General features: G+C 67.6%; 13 protein-coding genes and 1 pseudogene. 7 read left to right on the top strand and 7 right to left on the bottom strand.

Annotation, left to right across the window (positions count from 1 at the left end; translation table 11 throughout):
- Positions 1-45: 45 nt before the first annotated feature.
- The 4 genes from JLDANKMP_RS20715 to JLDANKMP_RS20700 all read right to left on the bottom strand — a co-directional run bounded on the left by JLDANKMP_RS20715 (position 46) and on the right by JLDANKMP_RS20700 (position 3,394).
- On the bottom strand, positions 46-786 hold the full coding sequence (locus JLDANKMP_RS20715) for a DNA alkylation repair protein (RefSeq protein ID WP_212561998.1): 741 nt from the start codon (positions 784-786) through the stop codon (positions 46-48).
- On the bottom strand, positions 783-1,283 hold the full coding sequence (locus JLDANKMP_RS20710) for a MarR family transcriptional regulator (RefSeq protein ID WP_212562017.1): 501 nt from the start codon (positions 1,281-1,283) through the stop codon (positions 783-785). Before JLDANKMP_RS20710 ends, JLDANKMP_RS20715 begins: the two co-directional genes overlap by 4 nt.
- A gap of 72 nt (positions 1,284-1,355) precedes the next feature.
- Positions 1,356-2,654 (bottom strand): HAMP domain-containing sensor histidine kinase, encoded by a 1,299-nt coding sequence (locus JLDANKMP_RS20705; RefSeq protein ID WP_212561997.1) that lies wholly within the window; start codon positions 2,652-2,654, stop codon positions 1,356-1,358.
- A 32-nt stretch (positions 2,655-2,686) separates the two neighbouring features.
- Positions 2,687-3,394: a response regulator transcription factor gene (locus JLDANKMP_RS20700; protein WP_111174074.1), complete on the bottom strand. Its 708-nt coding sequence runs from the start codon at positions 3,392-3,394 to the stop codon at positions 2,687-2,689.
- A 106-nt stretch (positions 3,395-3,500) separates the two neighbouring features.
- On the opposite strand from JLDANKMP_RS20700, the gene JLDANKMP_RS20695 reads away from it, so the two are divergent.
- Together JLDANKMP_RS20695 and JLDANKMP_RS20690 are read left to right on the top strand one after the other, a co-directional pair.
- Entirely contained in the window at positions 3,501-4,430 is a 930-nt protein-coding gene (locus JLDANKMP_RS20695; protein ID WP_212561996.1) for a pepsin/retropepsin-like aspartic protease family protein, read from the top strand.
- Positions 4,431-4,497: 67 nt separating this feature from the next.
- On the top strand, positions 4,498-5,661 hold the full coding sequence (locus JLDANKMP_RS20690) for a serine hydrolase domain-containing protein (RefSeq protein WP_212561995.1): 1,164 nt from the start codon (positions 4,498-4,500) through the stop codon (positions 5,659-5,661).
- A 28-nt stretch (positions 5,662-5,689) separates the two neighbouring features.
- On the opposite strand, the gene JLDANKMP_RS20685 is transcribed toward JLDANKMP_RS20690, so the two are convergent.
- From JLDANKMP_RS20685 to JLDANKMP_RS20675, 3 genes are all read right to left on the bottom strand, one after another.
- Positions 5,690-6,301 carry a DUF6445 family protein gene (locus JLDANKMP_RS20685; protein WP_005411225.1) on the bottom strand — a complete coding sequence of 204 codons (612 nt, stop codon included), beginning with the start codon at positions 6,299-6,301 and terminating at the stop codon, positions 5,690-5,692.
- A 134-nt stretch (positions 6,302-6,435) separates the two neighbouring features.
- Positions 6,436-8,085 (bottom strand): chaperonin GroEL, encoded by a 1,650-nt coding sequence (gene groL, locus JLDANKMP_RS20680; RefSeq protein WP_005411226.1) that lies wholly within the window; start codon positions 8,083-8,085, stop codon positions 6,436-6,438.
- Between the two features lie 81 nt (positions 8,086-8,166).
- Positions 8,167-8,454: a co-chaperone GroES gene (locus JLDANKMP_RS20675; RefSeq protein WP_005411227.1), complete on the bottom strand. Its 288-nt coding sequence runs from the start codon at positions 8,452-8,454 to the stop codon at positions 8,167-8,169.
- Positions 8,455-8,766: 312 nt separating this feature from the next.
- On the opposite strand from JLDANKMP_RS20675, the gene JLDANKMP_RS20670 reads away from it, so the two are divergent.
- The 5 genes and pseudogenes from JLDANKMP_RS20670 (at position 8,767) to JLDANKMP_RS20650 (ending at position 17,119) form a co-directional block, all read left to right on the top strand.
- Entirely contained in the window at positions 8,767-10,557 is a 1,791-nt protein-coding gene (locus JLDANKMP_RS20670; protein WP_100443412.1) for an endonuclease, read from the top strand.
- A gap of 68 nt (positions 10,558-10,625) precedes the next feature.
- Complete coding sequence (gene cutA, locus JLDANKMP_RS20665; RefSeq protein WP_212561994.1) at positions 10,626-10,964, top strand: divalent-cation tolerance protein CutA; 339 nt, start codon at positions 10,626-10,628, stop codon at positions 10,962-10,964.
- Positions 10,961-13,333: a protein-disulfide reductase DsbD gene (locus JLDANKMP_RS20660; RefSeq protein WP_133050260.1), complete on the top strand. Its 2,373-nt coding sequence runs from the start codon at positions 10,961-10,963 to the stop codon at positions 13,331-13,333. Before cutA ends, JLDANKMP_RS20660 begins: the two co-directional genes overlap by 4 nt.
- Positions 13,330-13,890 (top strand): annotated as a pseudogene (locus JLDANKMP_RS20655) (TlpA disulfide reductase family protein); the annotation flags it as partial. The gene JLDANKMP_RS20660 and the pseudogene JLDANKMP_RS20655, both read left to right, overlap by 4 nt.
- Positions 13,891-14,599: 709 nt before the next feature.
- Positions 14,600-17,119: a sulfite reductase flavoprotein subunit alpha gene (locus JLDANKMP_RS20650; protein WP_212561993.1), complete on the top strand. Its 2,520-nt coding sequence runs from the start codon at positions 14,600-14,602 to the stop codon at positions 17,117-17,119.
- Positions 17,120-17,164: the final 45 nt, after the last annotated feature.

Below are 17,164 nucleotides of genomic sequence, written 5' to 3'. Positions count from 1 at the left end.
TGGTTCTTCCTTGAGGGTTCGGGGGTTGCCGGCCAGCGGCCGGCACTACCGGAGCGAGCGCAGCGCGCGTTTGCGGATGTAGGCGTTGGCGTCGCTGTGGCGCCCATGCTGCCAACGCGTACACAGCTGGCGCAGCCACTGCGGCTGGGTCTTGCCGGCATCGTTGAGCCAGTTTCCGACCGAATCCTGCACATAGCGTTCCGGATCGTCGGCCAGTGCTTCCAGCAGCGCGGATGCATGTTCCGGGTGCTGCTTGAACAGTGCGATATGCGTGGCCCAGACACCGCGCGGACGCAGTGCTTCGCAGGCGAAGCGGCGCAGGTACGGCGATGTTTCCTGTGACCACGGTTGCAGGCAATCAAGCGCCTGCATCGGCGCGGCAACGATGTCCGTGCGTAGTGCCAGCCATGCCCATTCGCGCACACCGAAGTGGGGGTCATCGGCCAGTGTGCGCATCTGCTGCAGCTTCCCCGCCAGCGTTGCGCGGGCATCGCTGCCGATCAGGTAGCAGGCCCAGCCGCGCACGGTATCGGAGCTGTGATGCCGCCAGAGCGCAGGCGCCCCCTGCCCCGCCTCACGCAGCAGTTGCGCAGCCAGGGCCATGCGCAGCGTGATGCCCTTGCCTGAGGCGTCCCGCATGCGCTGCAGCGCCTCCGGTGCAAGCGCAGGCGCGACCACCTGCAGCAGCGCGGCAAAATCCACTGCCAGACATTCGGCCAGATGGGTGGCGGGGACGCGGCCGGTGTTGAGTGCTTGCCGGCGTTCCTCAGGAAGGGCCGTGCTCATGCTGCGGATTCCCGCCCGGCGTCCGTGTGCTGCCAGACCTTGCGCAGCAGCTGTGACAGCTGCTGCTGTTCATCAGCATCCAGGCCGTTGAACAGCCCACCGATCCATTGCGTGTGCTGCTCGAACAGCGATTCGGCCAAACGCTTTCCCGGTGCGGTCAGCACGATCTGCAGGCGGCGGCCATCCCCGTCATCGTTGCGACGCTGCAGCAGGCCTTCGCACTGCAGGCCGTCGAGCAGGCCGCTGATGGTGGCGCGGGTCACGCCGGCGCGTTCGGCCAGCACATGCGGCGGCAGTGCGCCACCGGCCCCGTGCAACAGGAACAGCACGATGAAGCGACCCTCGCTGAGCCCATGCGGTGCCAGCCGCGCGGCGCAGTCGCGATCGATCGACGAGGACAGCGAGAGCAGCTGGAAACACAGGCGCAGCGGCGCGATGTTGGCGTGACCGCGTCGCTGCGCTTCCTCGATCAGGGCATGGTGCTTGGCTTCGATCATCTCACGCACGCGATATGGTTAGGCGCCTAATCATACAGTCGAACAGCCGCTACCTGTAAACCACAGCCGATATCAGGTGAACTTTCCCAGCAGCAGGCACGCAACCAGCCCGCCGCCCTCCCGGTGCAGCAGCTGCAGTTCGCCCGCGTGCCGCCTCGCCACATTGGCGGCCACTGCCAGCCCAAGTCCCGCTCCACCGGTGGTGCGACTACGAGAACGCTCGCTGCGCTGGAACGGTTGCAGCAGGCGTACTCGGTCGCCCTCGGCGATACCTGGGCCGCGATCCATCACCTCCAGCTGGACCCCTCGCTCAACCACGGCAAGCCGCAGCTCCACCGCCCCGGCATAGCGATCGGCATTGTCGATAAGGTTGTCAAACGCGCGCCGAAGCAGCAGCGCGTCGCCGTGCCAGGGCAGACTGTCCGGCCCCTGGATGGAGATCTCGACACCGCGCAGCAACGCTGCCTGCACGCACTCCTCCAGCAGCGCGGCCAGATCCAGCGGGCGCATCTGCAACGGCTGCAGTTCACCGCGTGCGTAATCGAGCACCTGCTCGATCATCGTGTCCATGCGCTCGATGTCCGCCACCATCCGGGCCGCCTGTGGTGTGGGCGCGAACTCGGCGCGCAGTCGCAGGCCGGTCAATGGTGTGCGCAGGTCATGCGCCACTGCAGCCAGCATATGGGTCATGTCCTGGGCCTGCGCACGCAGGCGCTCTCGACCGGTGCCGATCGCGGCGGCCAGCATCTGTACCTCGCGCGGGCCATCATCCGGCAGGGGCGTGTCGGCTTGCAGGTCCACACGTGCACTGGCATCGGCCAAGCGTCGTAGTGGACGCCCCAGCCGGATCGATGCCCACGCCGCCAGCGGCGCCAGCAACACGGCACCGCCCAGCAGCGCCAGTATCACCTGTCGCCGCCAAGCTGCCAGATCACTGTGATCGCTGCCGACCACCCGCCAGCGGCCATCGGTCTGGCGCACGCCCAGTTCAAACGGCGGCCATTGCATCGCGGTCAGCAGCGCGGCCTGCGCCTTCAGTACACCGACCCGCGCCGTGCCGTCGAGCACAGCGCCGCCTTCGATGACCTGCACATCAGGCGCCTTGCCCTGCCCGCTCCAGACCAGGCGCACCTCCTTCGCCGGCAAACCCATCTGCAGCGCCGCCAACTGGGTGAGCCAGTCACTGGCACTGCCCTGTGGTGGCGCATCCTGCGTCGCCAGATGCAGGCCCAGTGGTGCCGCGGCCCGTTCCCCTCGCAGCACCTGCACGGCCTGGTCCAGCCGCATCGGTGGCGGCGCGGGCCGAGGCATCCAGCCAACCACGGCCACGCTGACCAGTGTCGCCAGCAGCAGGCTGGCCAGGGCCAGCATCGTGATCCAACGCGCGGTCGGCCACCGGCTGCTCACAGCACCTGTACCTCGGCGTGGAAGCGATAGCCTTCGCCACGCGATGTCTGCACCAGGGCTTCCGCACCGGGTGAGGCCTGCCCGAGCTTGCGGCGCAGGCGGCTGATCGCCAGGTCGACCGCGCGGTCGACGCTGTCACTCGGCTCGCCACGGCTCAGCTGCAGCAGCTGCTCGCGCCCCAGCACCCGTCCGGGGCGTTCGGCCAGCGCCAGCAACAGGCTGAATTCACCACGGCTGAGCAGCAGCTCGTTCCCATCCGGCGCCAGCAGGCGACGTTGTTCCGGCAGCAACCGCCAACCAGAAAAGCGCAGTTCACTGGCTACCTGCGCGCGCAGCTTGTCCTGCCGGCGCAGCAGCGCGCGTACCCGCGCCAGCAGCTCGCGCGGGTCGAACGGCTTGGCCAGGTAGTCGTCCGCGCCCATCTCCAGGCCGATCACCCTGTCCGGTGCGCTGCCCATCGCCGACAGCATCAGGATCGGAATGGCCCGTGCCTGCAGCCGGCGGCAGACCGACAGGCCATCCTCACCGGGCATCATCCAGTCGAGGATGATCACGTCCGGGCGATCGACCTGCAGCAGCACGTCCAGCGCCGTCGCGTCCGCTGCCACCCGTACCTGGTAGCCATGCAGCAACAGGCAATCGGCGATGGCATCACGGATGCTGGCGTCGTCATCGACAACGATGACACGGGCGGGAGTTGTCATGCAGGCAGTATCAGGCAGGTCTGTATCAGGACGGTATCAACGCCGATATTCCCGCGATACGCCGCTGCGCGCCAATGGTCACCCATGATCACTGCGGAGACTTGCCTTGCGCCTCATCCCATTCGTCCTGCTTGCTGCCCCGCTGGCTGCGCTGGCGTCCGATTCCCCCGAACACATCCTGCCGATGTGGATGCAGGGCGGTCATCCGGCCGTGGCCGTGTCGCTGGACGGGCGTGCCGAACCGCTGCGCTTCGTGGTCGACAGCGCGGCAGGCGCCACCCTGGTCGATGACCGCGTCGTGCGGCGCTACGGTCTGGGGGATGCGGATGCGGAGGTATCACAGGCCCAAGGGGCAAGTGCAGCCTCCGCGCAGCTGCAGCGCATACGCAGAACGTCCTGGCAGCTGGGCAGTTGGCAGCTGCAGGCCCAAGCCATGAAGGTCGATCTGTCGTCGTTGCCGAAGGACGATGATCCGGCCATTGACGGCTTGATCGGCAACGATCTGACCGGACGCTGGGACACCCGTTGGGACTTCGGCCGCAATCAACTGGCGCTGTGGACACCCGGCGGATTGAACCTGGAAGGACCGGGTTGCCAGCCCAATGCGCTGCCCGGACGCACTGACGGCCTGCGCCAGTTCGGTTTCATCATGCTTGGACTGGGCGCGCCCGCGGTGGACGCCATCGCCGTGGTCGACACCGGTGCCGCGCAGACCGTCCTCAACGCCGAAGCAGCCCGCGCACTGGGGCTGCGCACCGACGGCAGCGACGCACGGGTGCGGGTGCGTGAAAAGGGCACCGAAGGCCTGGGCGGCGGAAAGCAGGCAACCTGGCTGTACACCCTGCCCGGCATGGCCGGCAACGGCTGGCAGCACCCCTCGATGGAGGTCCGCATCAGCGAACTGCCAGTGTTCAAGGCGATCGGCCTGGAGGCCCGGCCGGCGCTGATCCTTGGTGCGGATGCAATGCGCGGCGGCCAGGTGGACATCGGTGCCGGCGCGTCCCGGATCTGCCTGCGCCGGCCGCAGGCCAGCTGACATCCGGCAATGACGCCAGCGGCAGCCTGGCGTAGCATCACCGTGCGCCCGACCAGGAGTTCCACGCATGTGCCGTGCTGCCCTGATGTTGCTGACGCTGTTCCCGCTGGCCGTGTTGGCTGCACCTCCCCCGGTACCCTCGCCGGCCCGCATCGATGCCGAAGCGCAGCGGTTGATGCAGGCCGCACAGGCGCGCGGCATGGCACTGGCGGTGATCGACGGCGGCAAGGTGGTGCACGTCGCCGCCTACGGCGAGCGCAATACCGCAGGCGAACCACTGCGCACCGATACGGTGATGTACGCCGCCTCGCTGACCAAGATGGCATTCGGCCATCTGGTCGCGCAGCTGGCGCAGGACCGCAGGATCGATCTGGATGGCAGCATCGCCGCAGCGCTGGACAAGCCGTTGCCGGACTATCCGCCCGAAACGAAGAAGTACGCCGACTACCGCGTGCTGGCCGATGATGCGCGCTGGCGCCAGCTCACCCCTCGCCTGCTGCTCAACCACGCCAGTGGCTTTGCCAACTTCGGGTTTCTTGAACCGGACGGCCGGCTGAAGTTCCACTTCGATCCAGGCAGCCGCTACGGCTATTCCGGCGAAGGGCTGATCCTGCTGCAGTTCGTGATCGAACGCGGACGGCTGGGCGAGGATGTGGGTGCGTTGATGCAGCAGCGGGTATTCGACCGCTTCGGCATGACCCGCACCAGCATGATGTGGCGCGGGGACTTCGCCACCAACCTGGCCGACGGCTGGACCATGGAGGGCACCGCCGAGCCGCACGATGAGCGCAGCCGCGTACGCGCGGCCGGTTCGATGGATACCACCATCGCCGACATGGCCCGTTTCGCCGCCGGCTACATGCGCGGCGATGGGCTGTCAGCGACGATGCGCAAGGAGCTGGTGCGGCCGCAGCTGCCGATCACCACCGCCAGCCAGTTCCCCACCCTGCAGCCGGAGCTGCCGAAGGCGCTGCAGCGCAAGGACCTGGCGGCCGGCCTGGGGGTGGTGACGTTCCGTGGCCCGCAAGGCGCGGGCTTCTACAAGGGCGGCCACGATGATGCAGTCGGTAATACGCTGGTGTGCGTCGAGCAGCAGCAGCGCTGCGTGGTGATCCTGGGCAACGATGTGCGCGCCGAGGCGACCTTCCCGGCGCTGGTGGCCTTCGTGCTCGGCGACATCGGCGTACCGTGGCAGTGGGAGTACGGCGCAGCGAAGGCATTCGTGAAGTAGATCCACGCGATGCGTGGATGACCTCCCTTCAACGCGCCTGCTCGAAGAACATCAGGTAGACCAGCCGCCCATTCTCCGGCCGGTCGCCGAAGGCCGGGCCGGCGGTATGCCAGAACCACGGGCGCAGCAGCACCAGGCGGTTGAAGCGCATCGGGATGCGCATGGTCATTTCCCACTGGCTGTCGTCGACGCTGTCGCGCTCGATGATGTCCCGATGCATGTCGCCGCCGTTGGCGTAGCCCAGCGCAGCCAGCTCGTGGGCGTTCAGCGCCATGCGCTCGGTGTTGGTGCGGCGATGGCGGAAGAACTCGGTACCCCCTTCGCAGTGCTCCGGGGCGCTGAGGTAGAGGATGCCGGACCAGTGCGAATGGTCGGTGTGCACCTTGGCGCGACCCACATCGCTGGCCAGGGTCAGCCGGAACTTGCCGTGCGACTGCAACGGATTGACCGGCCGCAGCGGCTCGTTGACCAACCGCGACGCGGCCTCGGACAGGCCGTCCAGCTCCAGCCGTTCGAGCGAATTACGCCCGGGGAATGCCCCCTCCTGCGCCGGATAGGTCAGGCCCAGGCCGGCCTGGCGCAGGCCGTGTGCATCGGCTGGAGAGAGGAAGTCGTCGACGACGATGAACGAGGTAGGCATGGTCTGCGAGCGTAGCGACGCGGCGCCATGGCGGCAACCGGACAACAAAAAAACCCCGCCTCGCGGCGGGGTTTTTCCTTGCATCGGGGAGACGCGCCGACCAGGGCCGGCAACGTCCGACGCGGGCGTGGACCTTAGAAGTCCATGCCGCCCATGCCACCCATGCCGCCCATGCCACCGGCGCCGCCCATGGCCGGCTCGTCCTTCTTCGGAGCTTCGGCAACCATGGCTTCGGTGGTGATCATCAGGCCAGCGATCGAGGCCGCGTTCTGCAGCGCCGAACGGGTCACCTTGGTCGGGTCCAGGATGCCGAACTGCAGCATGTCGCCGAACTCGCCGGTAGCGGCGTTGTAGCCGAAGCTGCCGGTGCCTTCCTTGACCTTGTTGATGATGACCGACGGCTCGTCACCGGCGTTGGCAACGATCTCGCGCAGCGGGGCTTCCATCGCACGCAGGGCGATCTGGATGCCGTGGTTCTGGTCTTCGTTGGCGCCCTTCAGGCCGGCCAGCGCGGTGATCGCGCGGACCAGGGCAACGCCGCCGCCCGGAACCACGCCTTCTTCAACGGCCGCACGGGTGGCGTGCAGGGCGTCGTCGACGCGATCCTTCTTTTCCTTCATTTCGATTTCGGTCGAGGCGCCGACCTTGATCACGGCAACACCGCCGGCCAGCTTGGCCACGCGTTCCTGCAGCTTCTCGCGGTCGTAATCCGAGGAGGTGTCCTGGATCTGGGTCTTGATCTGCGCCACGCGTGCATCAACGTTGGCCTTGTCGCCGACGCCGTCGATGATGGTGGTGTTCTCCTTGGAGACCTGCACCTTCTTGGCGCGGCCCAGGTCCTTGATGGTGGCCTTCTCCAGCGACAGGCCGACTTCTTCGGAGATCACGGTGCCGCCGGTCAGCACGGCCATGTCTTCCAGCATCGCCTTGCGACGATCGCCGAAGCCCGGGGCCTTGACGGCCACGACCTTGACGATGCCACGGATGGTGTTGACGACCAGGGTGGCCAGCGCTTCGCCTTCAACTTCCTCGGCCACGATCAGCAGCGGCTTGCCGGCCTTGGCGACGCCTTCCAGCACCGGCAGCAGGTCACGGACGTTGGAGATCTTCTTGTCGTGCAGCAGGATGAACGGGTCATCCAGGTCAGCGGTCTGCGACTGCTGGTTGTTGATGAAGTACGGCGACAGGTAGCCGCGGTCGAACTGCATGCCCTTGACCACGTCCAGCTCGTTGTCCAGGCCCGAGCCTTCTTCAACGGTGATGACGCCTTCCTTGCCGACTTCCTTCATCGCGTCAGCGATGATCTGGCCGATCGACTCGTCCGAGTTGGCCGAGATGGTACCGACCTGGGCGATCGCCTTGTCGTCGGCGGTCGGCTTGGAGATGTTCTTCAGCTCGGCGACGGCGGCCGAAACGGCCTTGTCGATACCGCGCTTGAGGTCCATCGGGTTCATGCCGGCGGCAACGGCCTTGGCGCCTTCGCGGATCAGGGCCTGGGCCAGCACGGTGGCGGTGGTGGTGCCGTCGCCGGCATCGTCGTTGGTGCGCGAAGCAACTTCCTTCACCATCTGCGCGCCCATGTTCTCGAACTTGTCAGCCAGTTCGATTTCCTTGGCGACGGAGACGCCGTCCTTGGTGATGGTCGGGGCGCCGAAGCTCTTTTCCAGCACGACGTTGCGGCCCTTCGGACCCAGGGTGGCCTTGACGGCATTGGCGAGAACGTTGACGCCGCGCACCATGCGCGAACGGGCGTCTTCACCGAAACGAATATCCTTGGCAGCCATTGCATTTACCTCATTGGTAGCGCCGGACGATGCCCGGCGGCTGGGAGTTTGGGATCAGGTTGAAACAGGTCGCGCCGAGGCTCAGCCGATGACGGCGAGCACGTCGTCTTCGCGCAGGACCTTGTATTCGACGCCTTCGCTCTTGTACGAGCTGCCGGCGTACTGGCCATAGATGACCTTGTCGCCGACCTTCAGCGACGGCGCGCGCACGTTGCCGTTGTCCAGCGGCTTGCCCGGGCCGACGGCCACGACCTCACCCTTGGTGGACTTTTCCTTGGCCGAGTCGGGGATGACGATGCCACCGGCGGAGATTTCGTCGGCTTCGATCGGCTTGACCACAACGCGGTCGTGCAGCGGCTTGATGCTCATAGGAGACCTCTTAAGTGATTGATTGGTCTAAAAAAGTCCGGCGATGTTAGCACTCACCCCAGGCGAGTGCCAGAACCGCACGTGAAGAAACCCGACAACGTCGGGAGCAGGGCAGAGATGGAGCCCCGCCGCCCCCTTTCAAGGGCGGAATGAAAAAATTTTTTCCACCCGCGCGCCTCGGCCAAGGCGTCGGTCCTGGACAATTTCGGTGACAAGCGTCGCACTGTCAGATATCTGACGTTCATTTACGACAAAGTGTCACTGGATCGGCCTTAGGCTCGGTCAGGCATTCCCAATCACAAGGAGTAGTCGATGCGATTGCTGTCCCCGCTTGCCGCCGCCTGCCTGCTGGCACTGGCCGCGGCGCCGGCCCAGGCCGAGGTCTTCATCAACGAACTGCACTACGACGACAGCACCGCCGCCGGTGACGTCGGCGAAGCCATCGAAGTGGTCGCTACCGCAGGTGAAGACCTGTCCGGCTACCGCCTCTACCTCTACAACGGCAGCAATCCTTCGGCCGCCACGGTCTACGCCAACAACCCGGTCCCGGCCGGCACCGCCGCCGGTTGCGGCAGCGCCAGCATCGCCGTGGTCAACTACCCGACCAACGGCATCCAGAACGGCCCCAACGACGGCATCGCCCTGGTCGACGCCAGCGGCAAGGTGGTCCAGTTCCTCAGCTACGAGGGCGCCATCACCGCCTCCGGTGGCCCTGCCGCCGGCATGACCAGCCAGAACATTCCGGTGGCCGAGACCAACAGCACGGCGCCGGGCACCTCGCTGCAGCTGACCGGCAGCGGCAGCCAGTACGCCCACTTCACCTGGGCCGAGTCGGCCAGGCAGACCTTCGGCAGCTGCAACAACGGCCAGACCTTCAGTGGCGGCGGCACTCCGGGCCCGAACACGCCGCCGTCGGTGTCCACCACCACCCCGGCGCAGGGCAGCAGCACCTTCCCGGCCGCGGCCGATCTGGAAGTGGTGTTCAGCGAGACGGTGAACCTGGCCAGCGGCGCGTTCGCGCTGAGCTGCGGTACCTCCGGCAGCGTGCCGCTGACCTTCCCGGCCAGCGGGCGCAGCGTGAAGCTGTCCACCAACACCGCGCTGGTGGCCGGTGAAGCCTGCCGCTTCGACATCCGCGCCGCGCGCATCACCGACCTGCAGGGCGCACACCCGGCGGCCGACAGCCGCATCGCCTTCACCGTGGCCAGCACCGGCGGCAATCCGGACCCGGGCAACCCGGGTGTGCCGGCCGGCTACTACTCCAAGGTCAACACCTCCAGCCCGAGCCAGCTGCGCTGCTCGCTGCACGCGACAATCAAGGGCCACACCGCCTACCCGTACAGCGGCTCGGGCACCAGTACCTGGACCATCCTGGAGATCGCAGACGAGGACCCGAACAACCCGAACCGCATCCTCGACGCGTATCGCAACCGCAGCTACGCCAAGGTGACCGATCGCGCCGGCAGCGGCAGTGGCCTGAAGTACAACCGCGAGCACACCTGGCCGAACTCGCTGGGTTTTGCCACCACCACGGGTGACAAGGGCCTGCCGTACGCGCCGTATACCGACACCCACATGCTGTACCTGACCGATGCACAGTGGAACGCCGACCGTGGCAACAAGCCGTTCGGCAAGTGCGACGCCAGCTGCGGCGAGCGCGCCACCGAGGCCAACAACGGCCAGGGTGGCGGCAGTGGTGGCTATCCGGGCAACTCCAACTGGGTGCGCACGCCGGACGGCAACACCGGCACGTTCGAGGTGTGGGGCAAGCGCAAGGGCGACATGGCGCGTGCGGTGATGTACATGGCGATCCGCTACGAGGGCGGCAAGGATGCAGCCACTGGCCAGTCCGAGCCGGACCTGGAGCTGACCGACGACCGCAGCAGGATCGTCAAGACCAGCAGCTCGCCGGCCTACATGGGCCTGCTGTCGACGCTGATCGACTGGCACCTGTCCGACCCGCCGGATGCTGCCGAGCGTGCGCGCAATGACGTGATCTACAGCTTCCAGGGCAACCGCAACCCGTTCATCGACCACCCCGAGTGGGCGACCCCTGGCCTGTTCACCTCGGCCAAGCCGGCCACCTGCCAGCTGGCCAACTGACCGCGCAACGCAGCGGTCCACGGCCGCCGCCGGGTCCTGACCCGGCGGCGGCCCTATACTCGACGGTCATGTCGACCGTCGATCCCGTCCTGCTGCTGTTGACCACCTGCCCGGACCGGGCCAGTGCCGAGCGCATCGCGCACGCGCTGGTTGGCGAGCGCCTGGCCGCGTGCGTGACCCGCCTCGATGGCGCGCAGTCGACCTACCGCTGGCAGGGCGAGGTGACCACCGACGCCGAGCTGCAGCTGCTGGTCAAGACCACCGCGAGTCGCGTCAATGACGCAATCGCCCGGATCCTCGAACTGCATCCGTATGAACTCCCGGAGTGCATCGCGGTCGAAACCCGGGCCGGCCTGCCGGCGTATCTGGATTGGATCCGGGCACAGACCCGGGAGGACACTGATTGAAGACTCTGTTTGCGCGTGGCGCCGCCCTGTGCGCCCTGTTGTGGCTCTCGCTGCCGGCGTTCGCCCTGGATGAGAAAGACCTGCTGCCGGTGGACCAGGCGTTCGCGCTGACCGCCACCGCCCCCGAACGTGGCCAGGTGCAACTGCAGTTCAAGATCGCGCCCGGCTATTACCTGTATCGCCACCGCACCAGCGTCAAGGCCGACCCGGCCTTCAATGCCGGCGCGCTGCAGATGCCCAAGGGCGACAAGCACCACGACGATTTCTTCGGCGAGGTCGAAACCTATCGCGAGCGCCTGCAGGCCACCCTGCCCGGCACGCCGACCGAGGCCGCCGGCACCATCAGCCTGGAAGTGCGTTACCAGGGCTGCGCAGATGCCGGTGTCTGTTACCCGCCGCAGAAGCGCGTGGTGCAGGTCACCCTGCCCGGCAGCGGTGCACAGGCCGCGGCCCCTGCCGCGCGCGCCGGTGCGGCCAGTCCGTTCAACAACCCGCTGGCCGGTGCCGGCAACAGCGGCGGCCTGCGCCTGCCAGGTGCGGCCAGCAACAGCCAGGCGCTGCCGCTGCCGTCGGAGCAGGCGTTCGGCTTCGATGCCATCGCCAGCGACGGCAACACCCTGCTGCTGCGCTTCAGTCCGGCACCGGGCTACTACCTGTATCGCGACCGCACCTCGCTGAAGCTGGAAGGCAGCACCGGCGTGCAGGCCGGCACGCCGCGCTGGCCGGCCGCGCAATCGCATCGCGACGAGCACTTCGGCGATGTCTCGGTGTACTTCAACCAAGTGGAAGTGCCGCTGCCGTTGCGGCGCACGGTTGCCGACGCGGTTGACGGCACCCTCGTGGTGACCTTCCAGGGCTGCCAGACCGATGGCATCTGCTACCCGCCAATGACCCGCCGGGTGAAGCTGTCGATCCCGGCCGGCAAGGTCAGCGCCAGCGCCGACCAGGCACCGCCGCGCAACGAGGTAATCAGCCCGTTGGCTGTGGCGCCACGCGAAGGCGCCAACGGCGCCCCCCTGCGCCTGCTGCCGACGGTGCCCAATACGGATGCCGCCCCCCCGGCCGTCGCAGGCACCGTGGACGGCAATGAATTCGCCGCCGATGCGCGCGGTGACAACGCGCTGCGTACGCGCCCGCCGGCGACCACACCGAACCCGGACCGTTCGTTCGTCTGGGTGCTGCTGCTGGCGCTGGCCGGCGGCCTGGTGTTGAACCTGATGCCCTGCGTGCTGCCGATCCTGTCGCTGAAGGTCCTGAGCCTGGCGCAGAGTGGCGAAAGCCCGCAGCGCGCACGCAGCCACGCGCTCTGGTACACCTTGGGCGTGCTGGTCGCATTCGCGGTGATCGGTGCGTTGATGGTGGGCCTGCGCGCAATCGGCAACGCCGTCGGCATCGGCTTCCAGCTGCAGCACCCGGGCGTGGTGGCGGCGCTGGCCTACATCATGTTCGCGGTAGGCCTGAGCCTGTCCGGCGTGTTCACCCTGGGCGGCGGCATCGGCAACCTGGGCCAGTCGCTGGCCAGCCGCAGCGGCCCGGCCGGTGACTTCTTCACCGGTGCGCTGGCCTGCGTGGTCGGCAGTGCCTGCGTCGGCCCGTTCATGGGTGGCGCGATCGCCTACGCGTTCATTGCCCCGCCGCTGAAGGCGATGACCGTGTTCCTGTTCCTCGGCCTGGGCCTGGCGCTGCCGTTCCTGCTGATCGGCTTCGTGCCGGCGCTGGCGCGCCGCCTGCCCAAGCCCGGCCCGTGGATGGAAACGCTCAAGCACGTGCTGGCCTTCCCGATGTACGCCACCGCGCTGTGGCTGCTGTGGGTGCTGGGCAAGCAGCGCGGCGTGGACGGCATGGCGCTGGTGCTGGGTGGCCTGTTGCTGTTCGCCTTCGGCCTGTGGCTGTTCGAGCGCAACCGCTGGACCGGCTCGCGTGCAGTGACGCTGCTCGGAGTGCTGCTGGCGATCGGCGCATTGGTACCGGCCTGGGGCGTGACCCAGCTGGCACCGCCGGCACGCGCCGCACAGGCCGCCAGCGACAACGTGGTGGAGTATTCGCCGCAGTTGCTGGACCGCCTGCGCGCCGACAACCGCGTGGTGTTCGTCAACATGACCGCCGACTGGTGCGTGAGCTGCAAGGCCAACGAGCGTGCCGTGCTGTCGCGGCCGGAGTTCAAGGACCTGCTCAAGCGCACCAACGCGGTGTACATGCGCGGTGACTACACCAACGTCGATCCGCAGATCACCACGTTCCTGGAAGAGCACAAAGCCGTCGGCGTGCCGCTGTACGTGGTGTACGGCCCCGGCGCACCGCCGACCGTGCTGCCGACCCTGCTGACCCAGGCGGTGGTGGAGGAAGCGCTGCTGCGCACGGCACGATGAAGTGGCAACGGCCAGCGCTGCTGTGGACTGCGGTGCTGGCCGCCGGCCTTGGCCTGTGGGCCGGGCATCGATTGGCTCCTGCGCCGGTTGGGCCTGAGGCAACGCCAGCGGCACCTGCTGCCGCGGCTGCGGCACCGGTCCTGCAGGTTGGCGACAGTCTGCCCGCATTGTCGCTGCCCGATCTTGAAGGCCGTCCGCTGGACCTGCGCCAGCACGCTGGCGGTCGCCCGCTGTTGATCAATGTCTGGGCCAGCTGGTGCGCGCCCTGCGTGGAAGAAATGCCCGAACTGGCGCGTTTCGCACATATCCAGGGCGAGCACGGTTTGCAGGTGCTGGGACTGGCGCTGGATACGCCGGAAGACGTGCGCGGTTTCCTGCAGCGGGTACCGGTGGATTATCCGATCGTGATCGAGACCCCGGGGCCGCGCGATGCCAGCGTGCAGCTGGGCAATACCCAGGGCCTGCTGCCCTACAGCGTGCTGTTCGATGCGCAGGGGCGGCTGGTGAAGGCCAAGCTGGGACCGTTCGCCCACGGCGAGATCGACAGCTGGGTGAAGGGAGGGTGTTTTTTGCAGGGCTTGCAGCCCTGCACCCTGCTCAATGCAACGGCAACAGCCAAAGCCAAAGCGGGCATTCCGTGGGATGGCGGGGCGGTGTCGGAGTGCGGGGACGCTGCAAGTACGTCCCTGTAAGCTTGGCAGCCGCATCCATGCGGCTGACACCCCGCACTCCGACACCGCCCCGCCTCTGACAGATCTTCGCGGCTGTTGGTAGGTGTCGACCTTGGTCGACACATCTGTCAGATATCGATATTCAGAACGGAATCAGACCCCGTGCCGACCAACGGTCGGTACCTACCAAAGCAGAACGCCGTTCCGACAGATCGCAGGAAACTGTCGAAGGCGGGGTGGGTCCGGTTGAGGGGGCGTGAGCCGCATGGATGCGGCGACCGAGCTTACATGGGTGAGGGCGCTTTGCTTGCGAAGCACTGCTTCGCAAGCGCCCGAACGCCCAGCCGCCAGCGGCTGGGCCGGGCCCCGGAGGGGGACTTGCAGCGTCCCCCTCAACCGGACCCACCCCGCCAACCCACGGAAAGCCAGCTTTTGACGTTGACGTTGCTCCGGCTTGTAGCGGGTGCAGGGCTGCAAAGCCCTGCAACAAAACCCTCCTTGACCGTAGCCCGTCCGCCACGGAGAATTCCGCGACTAATTCTCATTTGCTGTTGCGCAGGATGCGGGCGGCAGCCTTCCAGGCCCTCCTCCTTCCATGTTCAAGAACGTCCTGTTCCAACTGCACTGGCTGCTGGGCATCACCGCCGGTGCCGTATTGGCCGTGATGGGCCTCAGCGGCGCCGCGCTGTCCTTCGAGGACGAACTGCTGCGCGCGGCCAACCCCGGCTTCGCCGAAATCGCCGAGCACCATGCCGACGGCCAGCTTCCGCTTGAACTCAGCGAACTGGTGCCGCTGCTGCAGGCCGGCAGTGATCGCCCCCTGCAGCGCCTGCGCGTGGACGCCACCGGGCAGCGGCCCTCGGTGGCACGCTTCGCTGGTGGCAAGGAACACTGGGTCTACTTCGACCCGTACAGCGGCGAGCGCTTCAGTGCCTTGCGTGGGCAGGCGTTCTTCGACTTCGTCGAGGACCTGCACCGCCACCTCGCCGCGGGCGAGCGCGGCAAGTGGATCACCGGCAGCTGTGCGATCGCGCTGCTGTTCTTCACCCTGTCCGGTCTTTACCTGCGCTGGCCGCGCCACTGGTGGCACTGGCGCAGCTGGCTGGCGGTGGAATGGAAACGCAGCGGCCGTGGCTTCCTGTGGAGCCTGCACTCGGTGGTCGGCACCTGGATGCTGCTGATCTACCTGATGAGTGCGCTGACCGGCCTGTGGTGGTCCTTCGACTGGTATCGCAGTGCCGCCAATACGCTGCTGGGCGTCGCACCGGCCGCCAAGCACAAGGTCGCCACCGGCGCCGCCCTGAACCTGGAGCGCATCGAAGCCACGCTGTATGCCCTGCCCGGCGTGCACACCGGCTACATCGACCTGCGCCTGCCGGAAAAGCCTGGCCAGGCGCTCAACGTGCGGGTGATGGCTGGCGATCCGTCACAGCGCGGTGGCCACCATGACCGTGCACATGATCTGCTGCAGCTGGATCCGGCCAGCGGGGCAATCCTCGATTCGCGCCCCTACGCGCGCCAGGGCGCCGGCGCGCAGCTGGCCACCAGCGTGTTCGCATTGCACTCGGGCAGCTACTTCGGCATGCCCGGGCGTGTCGTGGTGATGCTCAGCAGTCTGGCCATGAGCCTGTTCTTCATCACCGGCTGGATGCTGTACCTGGACCGCCGCCTCAGCCAGCGTGCCGCGCGCGGGCTGCGCCGGCCGCTGCCGGTTGCCACCGATGATGGCCGCGCACCTTGGCTGGTCGTGCATGCCAGCCAGAGCGGGCTGGGCGAGCAGCTGGCCTGGCGTGCCGCCGCGCCGCTGCAGGCCGCTGGCCATGGCGTGCAGGTACTGCCATTGGCCCGGGTCGATGCCACGCAGCTCGCGCGCACTGCGCAGGCATTGTTCGTGCTGAGCACCTTCGGCGATGGCGAGCCGCCGGATGCGGCACGGGGCGCTGCGCGGCGGCTGCTGGCACAAGCGCCCGATCTGTCGGGCCTGCAGTTCGGCCTGCTCGCCCTGGGTGACCGCCAGTACCCGCATTACTGCGGCTTTGGCCGCCAATTCGATGGCTGGCTGCTGGGCAACGGCGCACGTGCGCTGTTCGAGCGCATCGATGTCGATGCCGCCGCGATACCGGCGCTGCGCCAGTGGCAGCAACATCTCGGCGCGCTGACCGGCATCGCCACCGATGACAGCGTGTTGCCGGCCGCGACGCAGATGCACGAGTGGCGCCTGCTCGGCCGTGACCGCCTCAATCCAGGCAGCGTGGGCGGCGCCATCTGGCACATCCGTCTTGCGCCACCGGCCGATGTGCAGTGGCAGGCGGGCGACATCCTGCACATCGCGCCCCGCCACAACGTGCGGCACGCCGCTGCGGTGCTGAAGGCACATGGGCTGGATCCCCAGCAGCCGTTGCTGACTGACGGCCAGCCACGCACGCTGTTGGCGCTGGCCAGCGAGCGCGAGCTGCCCGATGCCGATGCTGCGCTGGCGGTGCAGGATGCGTGGCTCTGGCTGGCAGGGCTGCCACTGCTGCCGGGGCGCGAGTACTCCATCGCATCCTGTACGGATGACGGTGCGGTCGAACTGGTGGTGCGGCTGGTCCATGACGAAACCGGACGCACCGGCCTGGGTTCGGGCTGGCTGTCGCTGCATGCGCCGGTCGGTGCCAGCATCGTGGCCCGCGTGCACCGCAACCCCGGTTTCCATCGCGTTGGCGGTGCGCCGATGGTGCTGATCGGCAATGGCACCGGCATCGCGGGCCTGCGCAGCCTGCTGCGCGAAGCCGCGCATGCAGGTGAGCACGGGCACTGGCTGCTGTTCGGCGAACGCCAGCGCGCGCACGACTTCCTGTTCGCCGATGAGATCGAAGCGTGGCAGGCCGATGGCCATCTCGCGCGGGTGGATCTGGCGTTCTCGCGCGATGGTGAGGGCGGTTATGTGCAGGATCGCCTGCGTGCAGCAGCCGATGCCCTGCGCGACTGGATGCAGCGTGGTGCGGTCATCCACGTCTGCGGTTCGCTGCTGGGCATGGCCGAAGGCGTGGACCAGGTGCTGCGCGAAGCGCTGGGTGATGAAGAAGTGGAAACGCTGCTGGAGACAGGGCGCTACCGTCGCGACGTGTATTGAGCCACAAGGGTAGTACCGGCCGCCGGCCGGCATGATCAGGGGCGT

Source organism: Stenotrophomonas sp. PE591, assembly GCF_018320795.1.
In the GTDB taxonomy this organism is placed as follows: Bacteria; Pseudomonadota; Gammaproteobacteria; order Xanthomonadales; family Xanthomonadaceae; genus Stenotrophomonas; species Stenotrophomonas maltophilia.
Note: the sequence above shows the minus strand (reverse complement) of the source record. Positions and strands in the feature narration are given on the sequence as shown.

Bases quoted from the DNA above. Each gene is read 5' to 3' on its own strand.
- JLDANKMP_RS20685 (WP_005411225.1), bottom strand. From the start codon at position 6,301: ATGCCTACCTCGTTCATCGTCGTCGACGACTTCCTCTCTCCAGCCGAT.
- JLDANKMP_RS20650 (WP_212561993.1), top strand. From the start codon at position 14,600: ATGTTCAAGAACGTCCTGTTCCAACTGCACTGGCTGCTGGGCATCACC.
- JLDANKMP_RS20700 (WP_111174074.1), bottom strand. From the start codon at position 3,394: ATGACAACTCCCGCCCGTGTCATCGTTGTCGATGACGACGCCAGCATC.
- cutA (WP_212561994.1), top strand. From the start codon at position 10,626: ATGTCGACCGTCGATCCCGTCCTGCTGCTGTTGACCACCTGCCCGGAC.
- JLDANKMP_RS20690 (WP_212561995.1), top strand. From the start codon at position 4,498: ATGTGCCGTGCTGCCCTGATGTTGCTGACGCTGTTCCCGCTGGCCGTG.
- JLDANKMP_RS20675 (WP_005411227.1), bottom strand. From the start codon at position 8,454: ATGAGCATCAAGCCGCTGCACGACCGCGTTGTGGTCAAGCCGATCGAA.
- JLDANKMP_RS20705 (WP_212561997.1), bottom strand. From the start codon at position 2,654: ATGCTGGCCCTGGCCAGCCTGCTGCTGGCGACACTGGTCAGCGTGGCC.
- JLDANKMP_RS20670 (WP_100443412.1), top strand. From the start codon at position 8,767: ATGCGATTGCTGTCCCCGCTTGCCGCCGCCTGCCTGCTGGCACTGGCC.
- JLDANKMP_RS20710 (WP_212562017.1), bottom strand. From the start codon at position 1,283: ATGATCGAAGCCAAGCACCATGCCCTGATCGAGGAAGCGCAGCGACGC.
- groL (WP_005411226.1), bottom strand. From the start codon at position 8,085: ATGGCTGCCAAGGATATTCGTTTCGGTGAAGACGCCCGTTCGCGCATG.
- JLDANKMP_RS20715 (WP_212561998.1), bottom strand. From the start codon at position 786: ATGAGCACGGCCCTTCCTGAGGAACGCCGGCAAGCACTCAACACCGGC.